Source organism: Candidatus Saccharimonadales bacterium (genome assembly GCA_035317825.1).
Taxonomy (GTDB): domain Bacteria; phylum Patescibacteriota; class Saccharimonadia; order Saccharimonadales; family Saccharimonadaceae; genus DATHGB01.
The window spans coordinates 15,400-36,953 of record DATHGB010000011.1 but is presented as its reverse complement, the minus strand read 5'-3'; the positions used below and the strand labels follow the sequence as shown (position 1 = coordinate 36,953).

The following is a 21,554-nucleotide window of genomic DNA, read 5'->3' as shown; positions in this document are numbered from 1 at the left end:
ACCAAACAAAAACAAAAATTAGGGGGCATTTGTTTAAACACAAATTACAAAAGTCGGCCAAAAAAGTCCATGGACATGTTTCGCGTGTCGTCCAGTTATTGCTAAAAGACGAAGCTATTAGTGGCAAATTCCTTCTTTTAGCCGCTGTTGCCGCAATTATTATCGTTAATTCCCCAGTATCCCCAGCTTTTAATACGTTTTGGGAACATGATTTTTCTATCAACATCGCAAACTTTACGTTAGGTACTGATTTACGCCACTGGATTAACGATGGCCTGATGGCTATATTCTTTTTAGTTATCAGCCTCGAAATTAAGCGCGAACTAGTACGCGGAGAACTTCGTAAACCTCGCGCCGCCATCCTACCTATTGTCGCTGCACTAGGTGGAATAGCCGCCCCAATTGCTATCTACTTTTTCATTAACAATGGATTTAGCGGCGCACATGGCTGGGGAATTCCGATGACTACCGATACTGCGTTTGCTATTGGACTATTGGCACTACTTGGCAGGCGAATTCCTACATCATTAAAAATATTTCTTCTCACTAGCATGGTTGTCGATGACGTAGCAGCGATTGGTGCAATTGCCGTGTTCTATACCGATTCGGTAGATTTTGTTGCCCTAGGATGGGCTGGTGGACTATATGCCGTTATTCTCGTTCTCCATTGGCTTGGTTTTTTACGTATGCGCCTATTCGTCGCTTTAGGAATTGCACTTTGGGTCACTGTATTTTTATCGGGAGTCCACGCAAGTATTGCGGGGGTTATCTTAGGGCTCGCCGCACCAATCAGTGTCCGACATTATGCCAATAAATTGTCGATTGCCGAGCGTCTTGAAAGGTCGCTTATTCCCTTCTCTACCTTTCTTATTATTCCTCTTTTCGCGCTTGCAAATGCCGGGGTCGTTTTGGACTGGCATGTATTTAACGAAGAAAATGCCATGCGCGCCGGGTTAGGAATATTTCTAGGGCTGGTTGTTGGAAAAGTCATCGGAATTGTAGTGGCCGTTTGGATCGCCACAAAACTTCGATTAACCAGCCTGCCTAAAAATGTGACGATGCATCATATTATTGGCGTCGCCATGATTGCCGGAGTTGGATTTACGCTATCTATATTTATTGCCAAGCTAGCATTCGGCACGAACGATACACTTATTAGCGCAGCCAAAATGAGTATATTCTCCGCATCAATTATCAGCGCAATGATTGGCCTGTTTTACCTTCGATTTATTGCGGTGCATAAACAAAAACGCCGTACGTAACCCCTATAAATTATGCTATAATACCCCCATGCCCCGGTAGCTCAGTGGATAGAGCAAGAGACTTCTAAGCTTTTGGTCGTTGGTTCGATTCCAACCCGGGGTACCAAATCTCGTTAATAGATGTGATTTAATTCGAACCTTTAGACCATTTTATCTACTTATCTGTTGGCTGGTTCTAACTTTTATTTGCTATGATTAAGGAATGGAAGAATTATGTCAGCTATACAGTGAACAGGGTCTGCCTCTTGAGGATAGAGGAGCGAATAAGACAGATATTTTCAGTAAAGGGCTATTACATGGAGCCTCTCATGTATGGATTTGGCGTAATAATGAAAATAATCCTGAAATTCTTGTTCAGAAAAGAGCCGCCTCTAAAAGAACATGGCCAAATAGATATGACATATCAGCTGCTGGGCATATTGATCTTGGTGAAGAGCCGCTAACTGCCGCACTACGAGAAACAAAAGAAGAGATTAACCTAGACATAGAACTCTCTGCACTGAAATTATTCTCTATTCATAGAGCACACTTAACTGCTGAGAATGGATCAATTGAGAATGAACTCCAATGGCTCTACGCATTAAAATTATCTAATGACGTATCATTTGCATTACAGACTGAGGAAGTGGCTTCTCTAAAATGGCTACCCTTAGACGAATTTAAGACAAACTATCATACGGAGGAATTTGTGCCTCATGGTGAGGTTTACTACCAGACCGTTATTAAAGCTATCGAGTTTGAATTAATTTAGTTCTAATTTCATACATCGTGCTGTACCATTTCTGTGGTGCATAGAAATTAAGCATTGATTATTTGACGACTCTCTACTGCTATACTTATACAATGAAGATTATTTATTCTAATATAAGTGGTGGTTTTATATTTGCTGGGCAAACGTATGGTGAGATGCTTTTTAGTAAAGTCTCGCTAGAAAATTATATAGAATATTTTCGCGAAAAAGACGCCGATATTATTAGCTTGAGTGAAGTTCATCTTGAAGATAAGACGAATAGTCAGATGGTTGAGTATATGGCAAAAGAACTTGACATGCCTTATCATTCATCACTTGCCCTCGATTCTTCACATCTCGATACAAACAAGCGGATGGGGATGGCAATTATTAGTCGCTATCCTATCATCGATCAGGAAGAATTGATAATCCCTAGCCCAGGTATCGAAGTTGTACGGCCAAACGGCGAACACTGGAAAATGTTAGATAAAGGTGGACAGCGAGTTAATCTACAGATAGATAATAAAATTATATCAATCATAAATTTTTCATACTTCCCTTTTCATCACTTCAATCGTCGTCTAGATGACCCCGAATTTAGTGACGTACGTCAACAGCTTATTAAAATACTCCTTGGCAAAAATGAAGCAGCTTCTACCATCATCACGGGGGACTTTAATAATAAAAATATTAAGCTTGACATAGCATTTCCCGAACTCTTCACTGATAATCTACTTGCCGAGGCTGTTCAAGCCCAAAGCACAGTAATCGGATACGATGAGCAGCTAGATCATATCCTCTATCAGCCAAGATTTTATAAAGCCGAGAATCAGTTTGTTGAGCTTAATGGATCAGATCACCTTGCTATTGGTGCAGAGCTTAAGCCAATTGAGTTCTAATTTCATACATAGTGCTGTACCAAATCTCGATACAGATACGATTTAGTTCGAACTTGTAGACCACTTTATCGCCCTACCTGTTAATCAGTTCTAACCTTTGTTTGTTATGATGGATATATGAAAACAATAATCTTCCGGCTAAAGCCTGGCGCTGATCTTAAAAGCTCAATCGAAGAAGTAATCAAACAGAACACCATCAAAGCTGGCTTTATCGTTACATGCGTAGGAGGTCTTGAGCAGGCAACTGTACGCATGGCCGGAGCTAAGCCGGATGCGCAAGACATAAGGACATTCAAAGATGACTTTGAAATCGTTTCACTTGTAGGCACTGTCTCTACAAATGGCACTCACCTGCATATATCATTTTCCGACAATGAAGGTAACGTTCATGGCGGACATCTTAAAGAAGGTACGATTATCCATCCGACAGCAGAGATTGTTATCGGTATTAATAACGATGTAGAGATAAAGCGTGAAATGGACAAGGAAACCGGCTTCACCGAGTTGGTTGTGAGTGGGCCTGATGAATAGGGAACCGGGTCAAATCGTATGTAGTAATTGTAAAGCTTCGTTTGCCGCTAATGAAATGATTCAAAAGACCGCACAAAAGCTTTTTAATAAAACCGACAATCACAATTCGCAGCCACACACAGAATCGGCAAGCGACGATTCGTCAACTTTTCAAATTGTCGGTCGCCGGCATGCCGGAGCAAATTATGAAAAATACCTTACTGAGGTTCATGGAAGAGAAATAATTGACTACGACAAATTACGAGATACTGACCCGGCTTTATATGAAAGTATCTTACGAAACGAACGTGAAGATGATCGTCTTAGCGACATATACACTGACTACATTACCGACGAGGATTCTATCTTAAAATATGCCCTCTGCTCTCAGTGTGGCAGAACCGGTACGTTAATTTAAGTCGTAGCGCAGTTCTAATTTCATACATAGTGCTGTACTATTTCTGTGGTGCATAGAAATTATTTTCATACTAACCTCGTACTAAAAATGGAATTGCCAAAAAGATAATTATCATACCTGCAAGCGACCATCCAAACCAAGCAGCCAGTGAGTCTTCTTCATATCGTATCTTATAAAATAGCAGTAATGATGCAAGAAACTGCAAAATAACAACGACAATATCTCTCCACGATAAAAGATTGTATAAAGAAAATCCATCTTGGCTGAAGAATATCGATCTAAGCAGTAGTGTGAGTAAGAAAGGTGAAAAAACCACCAGGCTACTACTCAAAACAGGATGAAACTTAAATCGTGCAGATAATTGAATAACACCGACAAAAACAAACACCGTAACAAGAGTTATAACATCCATTATCATAGTATACCAGTCTCATACTCGTAACCTTAACTAGCTGATGCGATCCAATTTTCTAACACGGTACTATATCCGCACACATCAAATACTTCCGCTTAGGAGATATTTTGTTATTATATACTCATGGTTAAAAAATCGTCCACTAAAAAGCCAAAGATCAATAAGTTATGGTTTGCTTTTATAGTCCTACTTTCGATACAGATTATAACTATAGGTTATATCGTAAAGTTTCACACAAACAATGAGCATAGTACGTCTTCATCTTTAGCACGATTAATAAATGAAAGTGAATCCAAACGATATATGACACCAATTATTAGCGTAAGCGAGAATAGAGTGTATATTCCTGAATTCCGCATCTTCATTCCCTTAACCGATATAAGTCGTAAGCTACAATATTCTACATCACCCAACTTCAAAGCGAACTTATACTTAAGCACTACCGATGTTGTTGGTAACCAGAAAAGCAATGACGATCCTTCGTGTGACAAAATGGTTCAGATAAGTACTTCAAAAGATGTGCACACGGCTGAAAAATACATTAGCGAAATTACACCTACCAAAGACGGCCTACGTTATATCTATCAAAACAATCGTAAATGTAGTATTTATCCTGCAGGTGCGAACGATAAACTCGTTGAGCTTGCTCAGTCAATACAACAATACTAGTCGTTACATACAATCAGTTTAGCTCTAATTTCGTACATAACGTCAAAACAAATCTGTTGCACATGATACCCCTACGCGATGGTACACTTAAGATATGCCAGATACTGATACCGAGAATGCTTTAAGTCCTATTGAATCAATACCGTCAGTGATACCTGATAAAAAACGGGCTCGTCGTATCGTTAAGCGAGCCGGCGGTGGAGCGTTAGCTATAATTGGTTTTTTGCTTTCGCCTATATCCTGGTGGAATGATCTTTTAATCAATATACCCCTAGCCTATCTGTTTGCAGGGACAGTTACTTGGATGCAGCCGGTATGGTTTAATGTAGCTTTTGTAGTCGGATACTTACTTACAAACATTTTAGGCTTGGTGTTGCTACAGTATGGAATGAAACACGCTATTCGTTCCTCGAAGCCCATCAATTTTAAAAAAGAGCTAAAATCGAGTCTAGTTTGGTCGGTACTGTATACTATTTTGATTGTTATTTTGCTACTGTCAGGTTGGATCCAACCTCCCTTGGAGTATTTGCATTGAGAGAATTGATATATTAGCGTTCGCTAACTCGGTTCTAATTTCATACATAGTACCGTACCATTTCCGTGGTGTATAAAAATTAGGCACAGGATTAAACAAACAAGATCAACTTTTCATTCTGTTCGACATTAGCTGTAATAAGCTATTATATATTCATGACAACAAAAAAATCAGCCAACATAAAAGTAAGTCCTATTCGTGATCAGCCTAATAAAATGCCAAAAGAGGGCACTCTAGCAATTGCAGCAATTATTTTGCCGTTCATAAGCTGGTTCGTTGCTAGTCTATTTAACCCCTCAGGATGGGCGTCACATGAGCCCTCTATAGTAATCACTCTGCCTGCGCTGCTCATACCTTTCTACTGGCCAATTACCTTACTACTCATTCTTTGGATTGGCATCTATCTTGGCCTTAAAAAAGCTTCCGCAAGATCAATAGCCATAGTTCTCCTGACACTCAGCGTCATTTATTCAGCATACATTTTTCAATTAACAGTCTCGGCAGAAGAAAAAGAGTTCGCCGCGTAGATGCAGCAGATCAGTCGAACACATTCTCTCGCTCAGTCACTAAGAATATCTTCCACTTTATTACCTTGGCTATTATGCAGTTCTATTCTTGTCGCATATAATGTCACGAATGTAGCGGCATTTATATTATGCTCACTACTTATTGTGACCAGTTACGGATTTGTAACAATTTATAATGATCTATCTGACTACAAGATCGATACAGCAAATCGGAGGAAAGATATTCCTCTTGCAGATAGTCGGGTCTCCCGAAAGGATCTACGAGATCTTTTACTCGGCTTAATGATTATAGGGTGTATCACGGCAGCACTACTTAGTAATTTAGCATTATTATGGTTAAGCATGTATTTTCTCTTGGGTTGGCTTTATTCCGGGCCTGCTAATTTTAAGGGTCGGGGAGCACTCGCACTTATCACACTGGGTATTTGCTATGGCATCATGCCTTTGTTATTAGGATATATTATCGCAAATGAAACCCTGAGCGCACAGGGATGCCTATTATTAGTAGCTTCCTTTCTTTTCTCAGCAGGTATTGTATCTCTAAAAGATTTCAAGGATATAAAAGGAGATTCCTTGCACAATAAAAGAACATTGCTCGTCCAGTACGGCCCGGGTATCACCCATAAATTAATAATTACATTGACCTGTCTAGCGTATCTAGCGATCATAGTAGGAATCCACATTAGCAATGGAAGAGGTATTCTTTTTTACGTCTCTATAGCCGCAGTGTTTCTAAATTTATTTTTGTTATGGCCAAAAGAAGTGAGAGTAGTGAGTGCTATTCGCAAGCGCAATGGTAATTTGGCGCGTTTTATATTTTTTATCTACATATCCATCGTGAGTATTATGCTCTTGGGTACATAGCGTAATATGCCGCAAGATTGGTTCTAATTTCATACATAGCGCCGTACCGAATCTTGATAATAAATATGGTTTAGTTAGAACTTTATAGGCCAATTTATTGATTCCGACGTAGTTGTTTGGCTTTTGTTGGAAAATCTACAAATCCTGTAGAAATTGTGATGCTTTTTTTCGTACCGTATTTGATTTATGCTGTTGCTGAAGTCCAAACAATGGTACGAGTTCATCTTTCATAACTAGTCCGTCATGATGAAATTGGACTAAGGTTTTCATTGTATTGGCGGAAACAATCCAATCGACATCTTTCGTCGAGAGTAGCCCTTTCAACCAGACAACAGCCCGCTTCTTTTGGTTGTCCATTAAATTTACCTCTGCGAATATCTGTGCTAAGTGCCATTGGATAGACGGCTGACTACTCGTCGTCAAGCCATCTAGCATTCTATCTATGTAGGATTCAATCCAATCCGGATGAGCCCTACAAATCTTCTCAAGACAATCCGCTGCTCGCATTCGCACCCAAGCGTCGTCATCAAATAGAGATTCGTACAACTCTTCCAATAAAGACTTATCCTCCAAAACAGCACTTATTACCTCATTCGCCCTGCCAAGTGAATTTGTTTTTCCACCAACCCTTAGTACATCTACAAACTTTTCCATGTACTTCAGTATAGCTGACTTGAGCCGTACCGAGCATAGACATTATGGATGGACTTCTTCGGAAGTCTTTTTTGTTTGGTATGATTAGGTCATGCAACCGAATGAAGATCTGCACTACTTTGGGCTATATGGTCTACTTTTTGGCACGATAGCCGTTATCGTGATGCTCTATAAGTGGCGTGGCGATAAATCAATGACGTTAAGTCTTCATGCTGCCGCACATCCCAGTGCATACATCACTATGGGGATCGGGGCGACGGTTACGGCACTATTCATCTACCCATTCTTTTTTTGGTGGTTTATGCCCACGCTACAACTACCTCCTTTATTCGGTTGGTGTATTGGTGTGGCTGCTATATGCCAAATTCTTATTGGATGGATTCCTGATAGGCCTGGCAAATTGAGCCGTATTCATAACGTACTCGCATTTATTGCCGGGGCTATGATTATACCGATTACCGTATTTATAGCACTATCCCCAGCCGTCTCTGTAGTCTTAAAATATTCGGCACTTGTTTACCTTGGCCTATCACTGCTATTCATATTCCTTTATTTCTTCGTACGTAGCACCCGAGAACATAGTCTCCTTTATCAGATGATTTTTTACTGGGGCTTTTTCATTATTATTTTAAGCGCAGCCTACTTACGATAACTTAAACTCTCAAATTCACCAGCTCGGTTCTAATTTCGTGCATAATGGCTTTTTGTTCTTTTCAGCCCATTCACAGCGAAACCATGCTATAGTCGCCAAAAGATCTAGAGCTATCGCAAGTGAAATCATTATCCAAAACAGTATTTGTCTTATACCTGTTCACCCTACTATGGTTAGTTTTGTTCAAATTTTCATTTGATTTACCCTCGGTATTATTAGATCATCAAACGAGAAGTCTTAACTTGATTCCATTTGTAGCTGCTTCAGGAGACAATTCGAGAGAGTTGATTGACAACTTTGTCGTTTTTATTCCTTTTGGCCTGCTTTTAAGCGTTAATCTCAAACAAACTAATTTTTGGCGAAAGCTCACGTTTGTATTTGTTTTTAGTCTTGCTGCCGAGGTAATTCAATTCGTACTCGCGATTGGAACAACAGATATAACGGATATAATCACGAATACTCTTGGTGGTCTTTTTGGGCTGGCACTATACGACTTCAGCAAAAAGTACATTGATAATGAAAAGCTGGACCGGTTTATTGTTATAGTTGGTGCAATTTTACTTATACTGTTTCTCTTATTTCGTTTTCTAATCTTGAGAGTAAGGTATTAATCAGCAAACTAAACTGGAGAGCAGAAATATTTTTAGAGCAACCTAGTTAGGTAAATCATACGATAATATTTAGTTTAGTTCTAATTTCGTACAAAGCGCAGTACCAAACCTCGAACTCATTAGTTTGATCGGTAATTTTAGTCCTGATATCGCATAGGCCAAGTTAGAATTAGCAGCTCGTACTTGTTTGCTATGGTAATTGACATATCATTAAATTTGCATATTTAAACATATTATGCTATTATAACATAAATTATGCCACGTTCACTTGAAAATCATAGTAAGCTGCAGCAATCATTTGACATTCCACACCTCTCCTTACCCATAGTTCCGAGGTTTGTCCATAGAATGGGCGCATTAGCAGTGGAAACTGGTTTTGCAAGTGCAACCATTGATACATTTAGCTCAGCCGGAATCGAAATAGAGATCGAAGGAGACGACTTACCCGAAGAAGGGGAAGGTCTTATAATTGCCAGTGATCATCGACAAAGAATAGAGCCTCTACTAGTACAGGCCGCCATGTCTCTATCAGACCGCAATGCTTCATATGTACTTGCGATGCCCACCTCATTTGCCGGGCGATTAATGCAGGCTTCGGGAGATGCTGGAAAAGAATTGGTCATACCTGTTATCCCAGGCAGCTACGCTGCAGAGAATAAACCGTCACTGCGACACCCTCGTGATTTCATGCGACGTAACCGTCATCCTCAGGCTTTAAAACTTCCTAGAGAGACGTTAAGAGTCGTCAATAGCGCCGCGCTTACACATGCTTCTGAAATAGCGCAGACCGGCTCCGTTACCATCTTTCCGACAGGCGGAGACGCGGACTTACCTTGGTATAAAGGCTTCGGACAAATAATTAATCAGATGCCGGACGACACCCACGACATAGTAAAAGTGGCTCTTATGCGGCCAGACACATTTTCATTAAAAAGAGTAATGGCGGCACTAGCAGCACGTGACATGGGCATGGTGTTACCTGAACAAAAGCTCATCATACGTACAAGATTACTCGGAAGTATCGGCGAAGCGTTCGGAAAGCAAGCCACAGGAGAACGAGAAGGTGCACAACGAATTTCCGATAAAGCTCGCCTACTCTATCAAGAAGAATTTCACAAATAATACGCTCTCATCCCGTATTCAAGGTCGTTCTAATTTCGTACGACAAGCTGTGCCATATTCAAACCTATCCTTTTAAGCAAGTTACACATCAGAAATCTCACTAATGTGCAGACTATAGGGGGCTAGAAACTGCTTTTGATGCTAACCAAAGACGTAAAAGTTTGCTATCACTGCTCATTCGCTCTGTCTTGTATATGGTAAATACTACCCGTTTTAAAATCGGCAAAGTAAAGCTCGCCGTTGCTATCTTGCCCAAAGGTGCTGATCGAATAAGGAGTTTGGGCGGCAAGAACATTTGTCCAAGTGTTATTTTCATTTCCAGCATAGAATAACTGACCGTTGCAGTAATCACCATAGAAATACTTGCCGCTTAATGCTGGATACCTCTCTCCGCGATAGACGTACCCTCCGGTAATAGAACAGCGGTCTCCTTTGTGATCATATTCCAATACCGGCATGACATACTTACTACTGTCTCCACAGCCGTCTAATTTGTACGCCTGTTTACCTTCGTAGCAACGCCAGCCATAATTCTCGCCGCCTTTACTGGATGATTTTTGAATGTTTACTTCCTCCAATTCGCCTTGTCCAACATCCGCAATGTAGAGATCACCCGTCTCTTTATCAAAACTGATTCGCCAAGGATTGCGTAGGCCGTATGCCCAAATTTCCGGCTTACTATTCGCTTCGTTAACAAATGGATTATTAGGCGGAATTACATAAGGATCACCGTGATCAACGTCTATTCGTAAAATCTTACCGAAATACTCGGCCTTGTTTTGGGCACGATTTTCTGGATCTCCCGCGCTGCCGCCATCACCCAGTGCTATATATAAGTAGCTATCAGGCCCAAATACAAGAGCACCGCCATTATGATTCGTGTAGGGTTGCTTGAGTGTGAAGAGGATTTTTTCGCTCGTAGGATCGGCGGTATCCGCGTTGGGCGTCACAGCGTACCGAGCAATGACAGTGTTTTGGTTTTTATCAATATAGTTAATATAGAAATATCCGTTCTGCTTATACGGAGGATGAAATGCCATTCCAAGGAGTCCCATTTCACCTCCTTGAAGAATCTTAGAAGATATATCGAGAAACGGTTTTTCGTTTAGTTTTCTCGACTTATCAATAATACGTATAAGACCATCTTGTTCGACTATAAATAATCGTGAATCTATCGAATCAGGCGTTGCTAAAATACTCGTTGGAGACTTTAATCCTGTTGTTATTAGTTCTGGCTGGATCAGTGGGGTATTCAGTGTGGTAATTGGCGTGGTTGAAGGAGATTGCTTTTGGGGATTAAACCAGACAAACCAAGCCGTTACCGATAGGCCGGCAACAATTGCAATCACGACAAGAGCAACGAGTAGTATTCTACCGCGCTTGGGTTGTAAAGAATTTAATTCGTCACCCATTGGTCATAATTATAACAAACAGAACTATACTCACCTATGATCTTTACGACGAGATTACGGCATCTATTTATTTGATATATAGAAATTATTTTTTCCTGTTATAGTCACAATATGAAACAAGTTGCAAAAGTATTAATTATTGATAATGACGGCTATTATCTCTTAATGGAAAGGGCTAATCATCCAACTTTCTTAAATGACCCGGATTTGCCTGGAGGAACAATTGAAAAAGGCGAGGAAGCACTCGAAGCCGCACTCCGTGAGGTAATAGAAGAAGCTAACATATCGCTCAATCCCACGGATGTCAAACCGACATATACCGGCAGCGAATATTCTACACATGGGACAGAGTATAGCCTTTACGTAGCTCACACGACAGAACGTCCAACCGTAACAATTAGTTGGGAACACGCATCTTTTGCTTGGGTAGACCGTGAAGAATTCTTGAAACAAGCTCTTGGAGCTAACGATACGTACATGCATATGGTTCACGATGTAGTTAAAAATAACCAATAATACAGACCATGGAGCATCTAAAAACTTGACTCGTCTCCTGGCGAAAGCTTACTATAAAGCTAACGGCTATTATTAATATTTAGGAGAATGCATGCTCGGTTCTGTTCGTTCGGCGTTAATGGTCAAGGGTACTGCTATTACTTATCCCAACCCCATTGCAAGCTATAGTTTTACCGAAGGAAGTGGTACGACGACTATTGATAACTCGGGTAATGGCCATACGGCGACACTCGGGAGCACCAGCTTATGGTCAGCCAGTGGGCATACCGGTAACTGTTTGAGCAATGTCGCCCTCTCTACCAGTGCTTCTGTTCCTTCGGCAGGGTGGTTGCCGACAACGGCGATAACCGTTATGGCATGGGTCTTTCGTACAAACTGGGGACAGACCAATAAGCGTGCCGTCGGCATATGGGCGCCTGGTCATGTGGATGAGGGTTTCATATTAGGCGCTTCCCGTGGAAGCAGCGCAGGTCCAATGGTTGTGATCACAACGACCAACACAAACAGCCTCGTGCTACAACCTAACCAAACAGTACTTGCAACTGGATGGCATCACTTAGCTGGAACATATGATGGGGTAACCATGGCATTGTATGTGGATGGAATTCAGACCGGATCACGCCTAGCGGACGGAATCCTGACTTTGGATGCAACCGATAACTGGCTGCTCGGAGCAGGCGGTGGTGGTGGCGTGCTTGATGGTCAAATAGATGATGTACGCATGTACAATATTGCCTTAACGCCAGCTCAAATCGCAGGATTAAAAGATATTCCAGTAAGCTGACACACAAAACTGCTCAACTTAGTTCTATATATAACGCTGTACCATAGTTCTTTATGCTTAAAGGACTTCATTGTAGAAGTCTTTTTGTTTGGTATGATGGTCGTATGGATAATTCAGCCTTAATACAAAAAAATCTTATAGCGAACGGTACGACAATTCAATACTGGACAAATAAGAATACGGGCAAGCCTGCCATATTTTTCTTGCATGGAGCAGCAATGGATCATATGATGTTTGATAGTCAATATACCGCGCTTAACGAAGATTATCACATTATCACGTGGGATGCGCGAGGACATGGCGAATCTCGTCCAGTGAAAGGAAGTTTTAGCTTAAACGATCTTGCAAAGGATTGCCTCGATATATTGGACGACCTACAAACATCCCAAGCAACACTCCTAGGACAATCAGAAGGAGGCATGATAGCTCAAGAAGTATACCGACTACAGCCAGATCGCGTCAGAGCGATTATTACGGTTGGTGCTTCCCCTATTATGCTTACTTACACTAAATTTGATATTTGGTTATTAAAATTCTCGACAAAGATTATAAAGTTATGGCCATATGAAAGTTTCATGAAGGCTCTCGCTTTAAAAACTGCCATCAAAAAGGATGTACAGGTGTACGCTATGCGAACAGTAAAGAACATCTCAAAGAAAGATTTTCTGAACATATGGGATAGCGTAACTAATTCTCTTTCAAATAAAGGCATTGTCGGTATGCACATTACCGTTCCTCTACTTATAACCTACGGGGAGAAAGACACTACCGGAACCGTTATGAAAAATAATCAGCGATGGAAAGTTTACGAACCCAACGCTGAATTGATCGTCATCCCTGACGCCGGCCATAACGCAAACCAAGATAACTTTCAGTTTTTTAACGAGACAGTCATCCGGTTCTTAAGCAAATTATAGTTCTAACTTCGTACAATACGCCGTACTATTTCTATGGTGCATAGAAATTATTCATATCTATTTGCTACAATTAAAAAATGATGAATAAAAAAGACCTTAAAGTAGAGCTTGTGGCCGCGTACGATAATGATGCCCAGCGACGTAATGACAATGCCGACTCAAGAAACTCATGGAAAGTCGCTACCCGAAAGAACTTCGCCGACTTCATTCAAGCAGAACATAAAACAACTGTCCTCGAAATTGGAGCGGGAGCCGGCCTTGATTCAGTCTATTTTCAAGATCGAGGCTTCGATATCCTAGCGACCGACATCTCACCTAAAATGGTAGACACTTGTAAATATAAAGCGTTGAACGCAGTCACCCTTGATCTGTACGATCTTGGGACGCTACAACGACAATTTGACGCAATATACTCAATGAACGTATTGCTTCATGTTCCAAAGAAAGACTTGGGACAAGTTTTAGCAACCATACATGAGGCTCTTACGCCAAATGGCATATTCTTCTACGGTGTTTACGGTGGAATCAATAAAGAAACTGTTTTTACTGATTCTAGACGCATGAACCTCCCTCGCTTTTTTTCGTTTCTTGACGATGCTAAGCTACAACAAGCAGTGTTGCCTTTGTTCGAAATAATTAATGCGGATGTTTTAGACGTAGGCGAGACTGAAAGTGGGCTTCAGCTTCACTTTCAGTCTCTACTACTCAGAAAAAGATAGTTTAGTTCTAATTTCATACATAGTGCTGTACCATTTCTGTGGTGCATAGAAATTATTTGTAATTATATAAGTTTTTCTCAGATATCCCAATTTGTATGAGGGCATTTCTGAGTGCTTCTTCTAAGCTGACCTGTCGGCTGATATTGCCGTCTGTATAGCGCGACCAAGTGTCCCGATTGTCGTCCGGAAGATTAAACTCTTTGTCAAAGTAGGCCATTATTTCATTATGCTTTTCGCCTTTTTTCATCCTATCAGTTACTACGGCAGGAAGTAGTAATCCACTTGAATAACCTATGTACTTCGTTTTGTCACTAGAAATAACAATTGCCCATGCCTCCTCGAACATATTGTCGTATCTTTCGACAAGTCCACTTTCAATACCAACATAATAGTCTGCCGAACCTAGACAAAAACACTCTTTTGCTCGATTAAATGCACCTTCATATGTCTCACGATCATGAGGAGCTTCTGGCACTTTCGATTCTGCAGGAAAACCCATTACGGTAATATCTTTAACATCAAATACGCTTCTGAATATCGAAGAGACGACATCAATCTTTTTTTGATTCTTCGTTCCAATAATAACTTTCATTGTTATTTGATTATGGCATAGATAATATCTCAGTTCTAATTTCATACATAGTGCCGTACCATAATGTTCATGTTTATTGTTGCTACACTATATTAGTGCTAAAGTACTGATATGAATGCAATGAAGCAAAAAAACACCCGTGCTCACTTGGAAAAAATAGTTACATTAGCAGGTCTCGCGGTTATCACAGTAGGATGCATAGCTAATCTGTACAGTGCGTACACTAACCAACGTTTTATTCACGATCCAGTCGATTATATATATTATTTGCGCTACATCATCCTGCTTGGTGGTGGGTTTGCCGTAGGGTATATGCTTGCTAGAAAAAAATCTACACGCTACAGCCGACTGTTCGCAGGAGTATTCTACGCTGTCCTTGCCATGGCGATATTCTGGCTGCTTTTTCCAGCACGCTCAGGACTTCAGAACCTATTTGGAGAACCTTCTTATCCGTGGGGAAAAATTCTGTTTATGGGCTTGCCCTTGCTGTCTATTATTATCGTCGTGATCATCACCTACTTTTCACAGAACAAATCGAACAGTTCCGGTGTAAGTACTCTCGCCAAGGTAGCAATGATATCCTCGTTTGTCGTCTATGAGGTTTATACACTCATTAGCGGGGTCTACTTTCTTATTACAGGAACTTCGACATACAGCCCAAACACATCTATATGGCTCATAATTGTCAGTTACCTCGTTATTCCTCTCGTCATAGCATTCATATCTTACCTAGTTCTTAATAACGTAAAGAAACGATTCGATCGGCTCTTCTTCGCCGCACTTATAGGGGTGCTTTACAGTACGTTTGTTTCTGTTTTATGGGAGTTTCGAATAGACGCATCGGAGGAAGCAACAAATATCTTCAGCAGCATAGTTATAGCACTCGCTATACTCCTTACGGGTATTCTTCTATGGCAAGCACGCAAAGTTGTTAAGTAATACCTTAGCACCAGTTCTACGATAAAAGCCTCGTTGAGTTTGGGCAGTTATAATTTGCTATACTTACTGTAATGTCACATGAATTAATATATGGTACTCGAAACCCGTCTAAAATTGCACAAGTGCAAGATGCTCTGCGTGGTACTAATATCCATGTCGTAGGACTGGGCGACATTCAAGTCGATGTCGAAGAAGATGGTGCGACACCAGAAGAGAACGCACGCAAAAAAGCCGTTGAATATGCCCAGGCCACCAAAAAGACAGTTCTTTCAATGGACGCTGCCTTATATTTCAATGACCTTGATAAAACATTACAGCCTGGGTTATATGTACGTCGTATTCCACGTAATACTTCAGCTACTGATGATGAACTGATTACGTATTACACAAATCTTATTAATGATCATGGGGGTAGTCTGGACGGTTATTGGGAATTCAGTTTTGCATTAGGTCGCCCCGATGGCACATCAGATGCTTTTGTATCGCAGACTCATCGTAAATTTGTCGGCACGCCAGATTCGAATACACTTCCTGGCTATCCACTAGAATCAATACAGATTGACCCTCAAAGTAGTAAATACATCACAGAACTTTCACCGGAAGAACAGGCTGCTTCATGGCGTGAAACACTCGGTGCGCCACTGGCAAAGTTTATTACTAAATATTATCTAGAGAGTGAATCGTAGGGATTATGAAACCATCAATACTCGCAATACGATCAATCGGTGCCGAATTCGCAAATAGAGTATATCTTATTGTCGCGATAGTTGCAGGTATCATTTCGGCCGGCCTTTTGGGGCTAAGTATCTGGCTTACGACATTCAGCGACTGGTGGTGGCTGCTTGTTGCCATCTTGATTATCGTGGTTTCGGTAGTCGTTGGAGTATTAGTTATTGTTAAACTCATTATTAGATCCGTTCGACCATCCCTATCTCATCTTCAAAAAAAGCAAACCAAAGCATTTGTCGATAAACTACAGCGACTTTCCGAAACGGCTCAGACGCCTAAATTCATACTCTTGTTTCAGATCGTGCGTGACATTGCAGCCCCCCGGGAAAATGGTTTCATAGCCTCGATTAGCAATGATACAAATTCGTTAAAACATGAGTTCGTAGCACTTGTTCAGACTTTTAAAAGCTGAGTTTTTGTGTTTCTCGTCTCCTGGATGTATAGTTAGTCCTAGATAGCAAGCGGACGGGCTTACATTAAGGACTAGGGAGATAATCTCCGGAAAACCAAGACACTTATGGCACACCCCGAACTAAGCCCCGACCAACGCAACCATATATATATTGCAAGCGGTAGCACCCACCCTGAATTAGCCAGCGAAATAGCAGAGTTTATGAATCTTAAATTGGGGCCCGTTGAAGGAAAACGATTTCCTAATTCAGAACTATATATACGATACGAGGAGTCTGTCCGAGGTGATCATGTCTTTGCCATTCAGACCCTCGCAGCGATGGACGGACGTTCCGTAAACGACTCGTTAATGGAGCTCGTCTTAATGGTCGATGCCGCAAAGCGCGCATCAGCTTCCGACATAACAGTTGTTGCGCCCTATCTGGCCTATTCAAGACAAGACAGAAAGGCCCGAGGACGTGAACCTATATCTGCAGCGGCTGTCATTAGGATGCTGCAAAGCGCTGGAGCTGACCGACTTGTGAGCATAGACATGCACTCTCCACAGACACAGGCAACGTTTAACGGACCGTTTGATCACCTTACCGCAGAAGGTCTCATACAGGCTGCATTAAAGTCAGAGGTGGGGACTAATAACGAAGAATACGTCATTGTCTCGCCAGACGGAGGCAGGGCAAAAGTCGCAGAAGATTATGCTGAGGTGCTTGAAGTTGACGTCGTGCATATGCCAAAATCAAGAGATCGACACGATTCAAGCAAGATAACCCGTCCCAGCCGTATAGATGGTGTAGACGGACGAACCAGCCTACTGGTTGACGATATGATCGATACCGCAGGAACACTCGTATCCGCAGCGGAAGCACTAAAAAAATCGGGTGCCAAGCGTATTATCGTAGCGGCAACTCATGGTTTATTTTCGTACCCCGCACTAGATCGCCTAAAAGATGCACCGATTGATGAAATAATCGTTACTGACACTGTTCCGCTTGATGATGCGCGAGAAGCGCTTGGCGATAAATTACATGTGCTCTCAAGCGCACCGCTTATTGCTGAGGCACTTATTGAAATCGCGATCCATGGTTCTGTTTCGAAAATATTCAAAGACCGTAATCATCAATAAAGATACCTCGTCCAAGAATTTGCTACCATGTCGAGTCAATAGCAACATGGTATATTAGAGCAATGGACCGATATTGCACAGAATGCGGCAAACTTACCATGCAAAAAAGAGATAATCTTTTTATATGCGAGAATGGTCACGAGAATTTCCTTGATCCAGCACCAGCAGCGGTCATATATATTCTTCATGACAATAAAGTCTTATTTGGATACCGAAGTATAGAGCCAAACAAAGGTGGTTTAAATACAGCTGGTGGCTTTATTAATATCGGGGAGACTGCCGAAGATGCTGCACTTCGAGAAGTTCGGGAAGAATTTGGAATCGATGTTGTCCTTATTGACCATCTCGGATCGTATGCGGTAGATTATGCAAATATTCACAAGCCCGTGCTTTGTATAACATTTATTGCAGAGTATCGAGGTGGCGATATTACGCCAGGTGATGATATGAGCGGCGGAGATCCTGTTTGGCGTACATTCGATAATTTACCGACAGCCGATGAGCTAGCATGGGATTGGCAGGTAAAAGCTCAGGAGGATTTAATAAAATGGCGACAGATCCAATAAAACTTGTAAACCCATCTTCCTTTTGTTAATATCACAACAATAGTAAAAGCCTTTCGTCTGGACTGTGTTAGTTTTATTTTGAAGTTTTTCTAGTTATGACCAAATTATCTACTGGACCGAATATAGTCAACCAAGCTTATTACAATGAGTCCTATTACCTTAATCCAGATGGAACACCGCAAACAACGTTTAGTTTTAACCCTAACCAGACGCCCTCTCGAGCCCAGGCAATGGCCGAAGCTGCCGATATCACGCCTGGTGCTGCGGTGCTTGATTTTGCCTGTGCGCAAGGAGGCATGACTGCTGCTTTCAATAACTTGGGGTTTAGGATAAAAGGATTGGACCCTTCGGAATGGGCAATTGCCAATGCAGTGCCAGAAGCAAGACCGTATGTCGAAGTTCTTAATAGCAACACCCTTAGCAATTTAGAAAATAGTTCTTTCGACTTGGCTGTTGCAAAAGATGTCCTTGAACATGTACCTATAGCCGAAATTCCAGACCTGAGTCGTGAACTTTTGCGGGTCGCACGAAAGCTGCTCATTATCATCCCTACCGTAGATGAAACAGGAGAATTTATTTTCAAACCTTACGAACAAGACCCTACCCATATTACTCGCTTCACCCACCAAGAATGGCTTGATCTTTTTGCACGTTTGCATCCATCAGTTGAAGAGTGCTCTGCGTTAACATCAATGATTCGTCGACCCGATAAAGTAATGGGTACGGTCTGTATATTACTCGTTAATTCGACTCGTTGACAGTATATTGTTATATTAGTCACAATTATGAAACCAATTTCTATCATTATTCCAACGCTCAACGAAGAACATTACCTACCTCGTTTGCTACGGTCGTTTGTAAATCAGGATTTTAAAGGTATCTATGAAGTACTCGTGATTGACGGTCATTCTACTGACAAAACCGCAGAAGTTGTTAAAGAATATCAAAAAATACTCCCCACCCTGTCTATATATCAATGCGACACAGGTATTTCCAAACAGCGGAACTACGGCGCTAAAAAAGCCAAATACGACAGCCTTATTTTTTTAGATGGTGATATGGAGCTTCCTAAAAAGACATTGTTAAAATTAGAAAGACATTTTCAAACCAAAGATAATTTCATTGCCATACCAGCACTCTTTCCTTACGACTGGAAGTTTGTGGATATATTTCTATTTATACTTTCTACTCTTTATTTTGTCGTTGTACGTTATAAGAATCCGATCCTTACGGGTATGTGCATCATCACGACCAAACAAGTTCACAACCATATGGGCGGCTTTAATGAAAAAGCCATCATAGCCGAAGATATAGAATATGGCCTGCGAGCACATAAAAATGGTGCAAGATACTATATGCTATTTGGTACACTCGTCAGAGGATCCGCCAGACGACTTAACAAAACAGGCAGAATAAAACTAGGTATCACATGGCATAAATGGTACGTAGAAACTATTAAACATGGCGTCATTACTGACGTAAATAAATTTAATTATGAGTTTGGAAAGTTTAAAAAGGAGTAAAATTATGAAACATCAACACACCGATACTAATCTTCCTGTCCAAGCTGAGAAACGCGCCAAACGTGGCAGGTTTGATAAACGACTCCTAATGCCAAACAACGACAAGTAAATTTTTGTTATAGTTAATTCATGAGTGATCGATTTAAACCATACGCAGCAGTACTCCTTTTTCTTATTAAAGACGACTCCATTTTGTTGATTCGTCGATTTAACACCGGCTGGGCAGACGGAAGTTATACGGTACCTTCGGGTCATATTGATGGTAACGAATCTTTGACCGTCGCCGCAGCGCGTGAAGCGAAAGAAGAAGTTGACGTTACTGTTCGGCCAAAAGATCTAGAATTTGTCCATGTCATGCACCGTATGCACCCGGAAACAATGCATGAATATATTGATTCCTTTTTTGTAGCGCGCGAATGGAAGGGTGAACCAAAAGTGAACGAGCCCGACAAATGTGACGAGGTAAAATGGTTCTCTCTAGACAATTTACCTGAAAATATGATACCTTTTGTGCGTGATGTGATCATGTCCTATAAATCAGGGAAGCGATTCTCTGAAGTGGGCTGGTAATTACTTTGGTATATTGTCCTTAACGCGGTCAAACGTTTCGCGTGCCACCTCAAACGACGTTTTATGATTTTCAAAGTAGTCTGTCATCATATATACGCCCGTCCATTTTTGGTATGACCACGCTCTATCTAAAAATGTGTCGTCTTTTGGCCCTGTATAGTACCTATAGAGTTCATGTATAAAATCTATGCCATATTCATACAGCTGCCCAAAATCGGCCGCTGGATCACCCATAGACATATCACTAAAATCTATTAACCCTACCCGTTGGTCGTGTTGATCCCAAAACAAATGACGGTCATAAATGTCATTATGAATAAATGTACTAGGGAGTGACTGTTGTAATAGGGTATCGATCTCAGATAGAGTCTTTTGCACTACTATATAATCTTCACCATCTAGCATTTTTTGCAACTGGGGCATTTGCTGCCTTATTTCGGCCTGATCAGCCGGAAGAAATGATGGATTCACTAACTTTAGATCCCCTTTCTTTACATCAAGTGTGTGTATCGTCGAGAGGAAATCTGCAAGTTGTTTAATAATACTTGTGCGTTCAGTTGGTTCAAGTTGGTCAAAGTAAGTTTTCGTGATTGATTCACCCGGAACAATATCATACCCTGCAAAATCACCATTCTTCGATATATACGTATATTTTGGAATAGTGATGCTGACATTTGGCGAAATAGCTTTTAAAATCTTTATTTCGTCTTTCAGCATATCGGTATATTCCTTGTCAGTCGGAAAACGGAAAACTATTTTCTCATCCAGAATAATAACTTCGTGATCCCAACCTTCATCTATATATCTATATGCGCCCCAAGGAAGGTCAGGAAATTCCATAGCTATTTTATTAAGTAAAAATGTTGGGTTTTTGCTGTGTTCTAACAT

The 21,554-nt window shown here is 41.1% G+C and carries 29 protein-coding genes and 1 tRNA gene; 25 read left to right on the top strand and 5 right to left on the bottom strand.

Annotated elements, in window-relative coordinates; translation table 11 throughout:
* Positions 1-29 precede the first annotated feature (29 nt).
* The 6 genes from nhaA (at position 30) to VK497_01985 (ending at position 3,819) form a co-directional block, all read left to right on the top strand.
* The gene (gene nhaA / locus VK497_02010; GenBank protein HMI09153.1) at positions 30-1,262 is read left to right on the top strand and encodes a Na+/H+ antiporter NhaA; all 1,233 of its coding nucleotides are present in this window, start codon (positions 30-32) and stop codon (positions 1,260-1,262) included.
* 30 nt (positions 1,263-1,292) lie between these two features.
* A tRNA-Arg gene (locus tag VK497_02005) sits at positions 1,293-1,368 on the top strand.
* Between the two features lie 96 nt (positions 1,369-1,464).
* On the top strand, positions 1,465-2,013 hold the full coding sequence (locus VK497_02000) for an NUDIX domain-containing protein (protein HMI09152.1): 549 nt from the start codon (positions 1,465-1,467) through the stop codon (positions 2,011-2,013).
* Between the two features lie 92 nt (positions 2,014-2,105).
* Positions 2,106-2,891 carry an endonuclease/exonuclease/phosphatase family protein gene (locus VK497_01995; protein ID HMI09151.1) on the top strand — a complete coding sequence of 262 codons (786 nt, stop codon included), beginning with the start codon at positions 2,106-2,108 and terminating at the stop codon, positions 2,889-2,891.
* Positions 2,892-3,008: 117 nt separating this feature from the next.
* Positions 3,009-3,422 carry a PPC domain-containing DNA-binding protein gene (locus VK497_01990; protein HMI09150.1) on the top strand — a complete coding sequence of 138 codons (414 nt, stop codon included), beginning with the start codon at positions 3,009-3,011 and terminating at the stop codon, positions 3,420-3,422.
* Positions 3,415-3,819, top strand: a complete 405-nt coding sequence (locus VK497_01985; protein HMI09149.1) for a hypothetical protein — start codon at positions 3,415-3,417, stop codon at positions 3,817-3,819. Before VK497_01990 ends, VK497_01985 begins: the two co-directional genes overlap by 8 nt.
* Positions 3,820-3,889: 70 nt before the next feature.
* On the opposite strand, the gene VK497_01980 is transcribed toward VK497_01985, so the two are convergent.
* Entirely contained in the window at positions 3,890-4,231 is a 342-nt protein-coding gene (locus VK497_01980; GenBank protein HMI09148.1) for a hypothetical protein, read from the bottom strand.
* Between the two features lie 306 nt (positions 4,232-4,537).
* Here VK497_01980 and VK497_01975 point away from each other — a divergent pair, with 306 nt between their 5' ends.
* From VK497_01975 to VK497_01960, 4 genes are all read left to right on the top strand, one after another.
* Positions 4,538-4,903: a hypothetical protein gene (locus VK497_01975; GenBank protein HMI09147.1), complete on the top strand. Its 366-nt coding sequence runs from the start codon at positions 4,538-4,540 to the stop codon at positions 4,901-4,903.
* 94 nt (positions 4,904-4,997) lie between these two features.
* Positions 4,998-5,438, top strand: a complete 441-nt coding sequence (locus VK497_01970) for a hypothetical protein (GenBank protein ID HMI09146.1) — start codon at positions 4,998-5,000, stop codon at positions 5,436-5,438.
* A gap of 155 nt (positions 5,439-5,593) precedes the next feature.
* The gene (locus VK497_01965) at positions 5,594-5,965 is read left to right on the top strand and encodes a hypothetical protein (GenBank protein ID HMI09145.1); all 372 of its coding nucleotides are present in this window, start codon (positions 5,594-5,596) and stop codon (positions 5,963-5,965) included.
* Positions 5,966-6,829 carry a UbiA family prenyltransferase gene (locus tag VK497_01960; protein HMI09144.1) on the top strand — a complete coding sequence of 288 codons (864 nt, stop codon included), beginning with the start codon at positions 5,966-5,968 and terminating at the stop codon, positions 6,827-6,829.
* Positions 6,830-6,964: 135 nt separating this feature from the next.
* On the opposite strand, the gene VK497_01955 is transcribed toward VK497_01960, so the two are convergent.
* Complete coding sequence (locus VK497_01955) at positions 6,965-7,483, bottom strand: hypothetical protein (protein ID HMI09143.1); 519 nt, start codon at positions 7,481-7,483, stop codon at positions 6,965-6,967.
* Between the two features lie 91 nt (positions 7,484-7,574).
* Here VK497_01955 and VK497_01950 point away from each other — a divergent pair, with 91 nt between their 5' ends.
* The 3 genes from VK497_01950 (at position 7,575) to VK497_01940 (ending at position 9,868) form a co-directional block, all read left to right on the top strand.
* Complete coding sequence (locus VK497_01950; GenBank protein ID HMI09142.1) at positions 7,575-8,135, top strand: hypothetical protein; 561 nt, start codon at positions 7,575-7,577, stop codon at positions 8,133-8,135.
* Positions 8,136-8,254: 119 nt separating this feature from the next.
* The gene (locus VK497_01945; protein ID HMI09141.1) at positions 8,255-8,746 is read left to right on the top strand and encodes a VanZ family protein; all 492 of its coding nucleotides are present in this window, start codon (positions 8,255-8,257) and stop codon (positions 8,744-8,746) included.
* A 255-nt stretch (positions 8,747-9,001) separates the two neighbouring features.
* Complete coding sequence (locus VK497_01940; protein HMI09140.1) at positions 9,002-9,868, top strand: hypothetical protein; 867 nt, start codon at positions 9,002-9,004, stop codon at positions 9,866-9,868.
* Positions 9,869-10,035: 167 nt separating this feature from the next.
* Here VK497_01940 and VK497_01935 read toward each other — a convergent pair whose 3' ends face one another.
* Positions 10,036-11,280 (bottom strand): PQQ-dependent sugar dehydrogenase, encoded by a 1,245-nt coding sequence (locus VK497_01935; GenBank protein ID HMI09139.1) that lies wholly within the window; start codon positions 11,278-11,280, stop codon positions 10,036-10,038.
* Positions 11,281-11,391: 111 nt separating this feature from the next.
* On the opposite strand from VK497_01935, the gene VK497_01930 reads away from it, so the two are divergent.
* From VK497_01930 to VK497_01915, 4 genes are all read left to right on the top strand, one after another.
* The gene (locus tag VK497_01930) at positions 11,392-11,796 is read left to right on the top strand and encodes an NUDIX hydrolase (protein ID HMI09138.1); all 405 of its coding nucleotides are present in this window, start codon (positions 11,392-11,394) and stop codon (positions 11,794-11,796) included.
* A gap of 91 nt (positions 11,797-11,887) precedes the next feature.
* Positions 11,888-12,580, top strand: coding sequence for a LamG domain-containing protein (locus tag VK497_01925; GenBank protein HMI09137.1), 693 nt, complete (start codon positions 11,888-11,890; stop codon positions 12,578-12,580).
* Positions 12,581-12,684: 104 nt separating this feature from the next.
* Positions 12,685-13,497, top strand: a complete 813-nt coding sequence (locus VK497_01920; GenBank protein HMI09136.1) for an alpha/beta hydrolase — start codon at positions 12,685-12,687, stop codon at positions 13,495-13,497.
* 77 nt (positions 13,498-13,574) lie between these two features.
* Positions 13,575-14,216, top strand: coding sequence for a class I SAM-dependent methyltransferase (locus VK497_01915; protein HMI09135.1), 642 nt, complete (start codon positions 13,575-13,577; stop codon positions 14,214-14,216).
* A 52-nt stretch (positions 14,217-14,268) separates the two neighbouring features.
* Here the strand turns inward: VK497_01915 and VK497_01910 are convergent, their stop codons facing one another.
* The gene (locus VK497_01910; GenBank protein ID HMI09134.1) at positions 14,269-14,808 is read right to left on the bottom strand and encodes an inosine/xanthosine triphosphatase; all 540 of its coding nucleotides are present in this window, start codon (positions 14,806-14,808) and stop codon (positions 14,269-14,271) included.
* A 111-nt stretch (positions 14,809-14,919) separates the two neighbouring features.
* Between VK497_01910 and VK497_01905 the strand changes: the two genes are divergently transcribed.
* From VK497_01905 to VK497_01870, 8 genes are all read left to right on the top strand, one after another.
* On the top strand, positions 14,920-15,747 hold the full coding sequence (locus VK497_01905) for a hypothetical protein (protein ID HMI09133.1): 828 nt from the start codon (positions 14,920-14,922) through the stop codon (positions 15,745-15,747).
* A 71-nt stretch (positions 15,748-15,818) separates the two neighbouring features.
* Positions 15,819-16,433: a non-canonical purine NTP pyrophosphatase gene (locus VK497_01900; GenBank protein ID HMI09132.1), complete on the top strand. Its 615-nt coding sequence runs from the start codon at positions 15,819-15,821 to the stop codon at positions 16,431-16,433.
* Positions 16,434-16,438: 5 nt separating this feature from the next.
* Complete coding sequence (locus tag VK497_01895) at positions 16,439-16,888, top strand: hypothetical protein (GenBank protein HMI09131.1); 450 nt, start codon at positions 16,439-16,441, stop codon at positions 16,886-16,888.
* Between the two features lie 105 nt (positions 16,889-16,993).
* Positions 16,994-18,007, top strand: a complete 1,014-nt coding sequence (locus VK497_01890; protein HMI09130.1) for a ribose-phosphate pyrophosphokinase — start codon at positions 16,994-16,996, stop codon at positions 18,005-18,007.
* Between the two features lie 62 nt (positions 18,008-18,069).
* Positions 18,070-18,573 carry an NUDIX hydrolase gene (locus VK497_01885; protein HMI09129.1) on the top strand — a complete coding sequence of 168 codons (504 nt, stop codon included), beginning with the start codon at positions 18,070-18,072 and terminating at the stop codon, positions 18,571-18,573.
* 95 nt (positions 18,574-18,668) lie between these two features.
* Positions 18,669-19,331, top strand: coding sequence for a class I SAM-dependent methyltransferase (locus tag VK497_01880; protein ID HMI09128.1), 663 nt, complete (start codon positions 18,669-18,671; stop codon positions 19,329-19,331).
* Positions 19,332-19,358: 27 nt separating this feature from the next.
* Positions 19,359-20,096, top strand: a complete 738-nt coding sequence (locus VK497_01875) for a glycosyltransferase (GenBank protein HMI09127.1) — start codon at positions 19,359-19,361, stop codon at positions 20,094-20,096.
* A 129-nt stretch (positions 20,097-20,225) separates the two neighbouring features.
* Entirely contained in the window at positions 20,226-20,666 is a 441-nt protein-coding gene (locus VK497_01870) for an NUDIX domain-containing protein (GenBank protein HMI09126.1), read from the top strand.
* On the opposite strand, the gene VK497_01865 is transcribed toward VK497_01870, so the two are convergent.
* Positions 20,667-21,554, bottom strand: coding sequence for an aminoglycoside phosphotransferase family protein (locus VK497_01865; GenBank protein HMI09125.1), 888 nt, complete (start codon positions 21,552-21,554; stop codon positions 20,667-20,669). It lies immediately after the preceding gene.

What these genes read in the sequence shown, in the direction of transcription:
- VK497_02000 (HMI09152.1), top strand. Translation starts at nt 1,465, where the DNA reads ATGGAAGAATTATGTCAGCTATACAGTGAACAGGGTCTGCCTCTTGAG.
- VK497_01995 (HMI09151.1), top strand. Translation starts at nt 2,106, where the DNA reads ATGAAGATTATTTATTCTAATATAAGTGGTGGTTTTATATTTGCTGGG.
- VK497_01990 (HMI09150.1), top strand. Translation starts at nt 3,009, where the DNA reads ATGAAAACAATAATCTTCCGGCTAAAGCCTGGCGCTGATCTTAAAAGC.
- VK497_01985 (HMI09149.1), top strand. Translation starts at nt 3,415, where the DNA reads ATGAATAGGGAACCGGGTCAAATCGTATGTAGTAATTGTAAAGCTTCG.
- VK497_01980 (HMI09148.1), bottom strand. Translation starts at nt 4,231, where the DNA reads ATGGATGTTATAACTCTTGTTACGGTGTTTGTTTTTGTCGGTGTTATT.
- VK497_01975 (HMI09147.1), top strand. Translation starts at nt 4,538, where the DNA reads ATGACACCAATTATTAGCGTAAGCGAGAATAGAGTGTATATTCCTGAA.
- VK497_01970 (HMI09146.1), top strand. Translation starts at nt 4,998, where the DNA reads ATGCCAGATACTGATACCGAGAATGCTTTAAGTCCTATTGAATCAATA.
- VK497_01965 (HMI09145.1), top strand. Translation starts at nt 5,594, where the DNA reads ATGACAACAAAAAAATCAGCCAACATAAAAGTAAGTCCTATTCGTGAT.
- VK497_01960 (HMI09144.1), top strand. Translation starts at nt 5,966, where the DNA reads ATGCAGCAGATCAGTCGAACACATTCTCTCGCTCAGTCACTAAGAATA.
- VK497_01955 (HMI09143.1), bottom strand. Translation starts at nt 7,483, where the DNA reads ATGGAAAAGTTTGTAGATGTACTAAGGGTTGGTGGAAAAACAAATTCA.
- VK497_01950 (HMI09142.1), top strand. Translation starts at nt 7,575, where the DNA reads ATGCAACCGAATGAAGATCTGCACTACTTTGGGCTATATGGTCTACTT.
- VK497_01940 (HMI09140.1), top strand. Translation starts at nt 9,002, where the DNA reads ATGCCACGTTCACTTGAAAATCATAGTAAGCTGCAGCAATCATTTGAC.
- VK497_01935 (HMI09139.1), bottom strand. Translation starts at nt 11,280, where the DNA reads ATGGGTGACGAATTAAATTCTTTACAACCCAAGCGCGGTAGAATACTA.
- VK497_01930 (HMI09138.1), top strand. Translation starts at nt 11,392, where the DNA reads ATGAAACAAGTTGCAAAAGTATTAATTATTGATAATGACGGCTATTAT.
- VK497_01925 (HMI09137.1), top strand. Translation starts at nt 11,888, where the DNA reads ATGCTCGGTTCTGTTCGTTCGGCGTTAATGGTCAAGGGTACTGCTATT.
- VK497_01920 (HMI09136.1), top strand. Translation starts at nt 12,685, where the DNA reads ATGGATAATTCAGCCTTAATACAAAAAAATCTTATAGCGAACGGTACG.
- VK497_01915 (HMI09135.1), top strand. Translation starts at nt 13,575, where the DNA reads ATGATGAATAAAAAAGACCTTAAAGTAGAGCTTGTGGCCGCGTACGAT.
- VK497_01910 (HMI09134.1), bottom strand. Translation starts at nt 14,808, where the DNA reads ATGAAAGTTATTATTGGAACGAAGAATCAAAAAAAGATTGATGTCGTC.
- VK497_01905 (HMI09133.1), top strand. Translation starts at nt 14,920, where the DNA reads ATGAATGCAATGAAGCAAAAAAACACCCGTGCTCACTTGGAAAAAATA.
- VK497_01900 (HMI09132.1), top strand. Translation starts at nt 15,819, where the DNA reads ATGTCACATGAATTAATATATGGTACTCGAAACCCGTCTAAAATTGCA.
- VK497_01895 (HMI09131.1), top strand. Translation starts at nt 16,439, where the DNA reads ATGAAACCATCAATACTCGCAATACGATCAATCGGTGCCGAATTCGCA.
- VK497_01890 (HMI09130.1), top strand. Translation starts at nt 16,994, where the DNA reads ATGGCACACCCCGAACTAAGCCCCGACCAACGCAACCATATATATATT.
- VK497_01885 (HMI09129.1), top strand. Translation starts at nt 18,070, where the DNA reads ATGGACCGATATTGCACAGAATGCGGCAAACTTACCATGCAAAAAAGA.
- VK497_01880 (HMI09128.1), top strand. Translation starts at nt 18,669, where the DNA reads ATGACCAAATTATCTACTGGACCGAATATAGTCAACCAAGCTTATTAC.
- VK497_01875 (HMI09127.1), top strand. Translation starts at nt 19,359, where the DNA reads ATGAAACCAATTTCTATCATTATTCCAACGCTCAACGAAGAACATTAC.
- VK497_01870 (HMI09126.1), top strand. Translation starts at nt 20,226, where the DNA reads ATGAGTGATCGATTTAAACCATACGCAGCAGTACTCCTTTTTCTTATT.
- VK497_01865 (HMI09125.1), bottom strand. Translation starts at nt 21,554, where the DNA reads ATGTTAGAACACAGCAAAAACCCAACATTTTTACTTAATAAAATAGCT.